Raw genomic sequence first — 475 nt, 5'->3', positions numbered from 1 at the left:
CAACGTCAGATCGCGTATGAAGCTGACCAGCACCAGGCCATTCAGCACCGCCACACCGGAGAGTGCAATGAACCCCACTCCGGCGGAGATCGAAAGCGGAATACCGCGCAGCCAGAGCGCGAAGACGCCGCCCGTGAGTGCAAGGGGCACACCGCTGAAAATCAGCAGCGCGGACGTCAACGACCGGAACGCCAGCCACAGCAGACCCACGATCATCACGAGCGTCAGGGGCACCACGATCGCCAACCGCTGGCTCGCGGACTGCAGCTGTTCGAAAGTACCGCCGAATTCGACCCAGTAGCCGCTTGGCAGATCGCCTCCCTCCGTCACGCGCTGCTGCAGCTCCTCCACGAAACTCCCGAGATCACGGTCGCGCACGTTCGCCGTGACGACGACACGGCGTTTGCCATTCTCACGATTGATCTGATTGGGTCCCTGCGCCAGTTCGATCGTGGCGAGTTCGGCAAGCGGAATC

General features: G+C 62.7%; 1 protein-coding gene. It reads right to left on the bottom strand.

What is annotated here, in order from left to right:
• Positions 1-475 (bottom strand): efflux RND transporter permease subunit (locus I6F37_RS38840; RefSeq protein WP_225154196.1); only part of this gene is annotated, 475 nt, incomplete at both ends.

It is taken from the genome of Bradyrhizobium sp. NBAIM08, from assembly GCF_020193935.1.
In the GTDB taxonomy this organism is placed as follows: Bacteria; Pseudomonadota; Alphaproteobacteria; order Rhizobiales; family Xanthobacteraceae; genus Bradyrhizobium; species Bradyrhizobium yuanmingense.
Note: the sequence above shows the minus strand (reverse complement) of the source record. Positions and strands in the feature narration are given on the sequence as shown.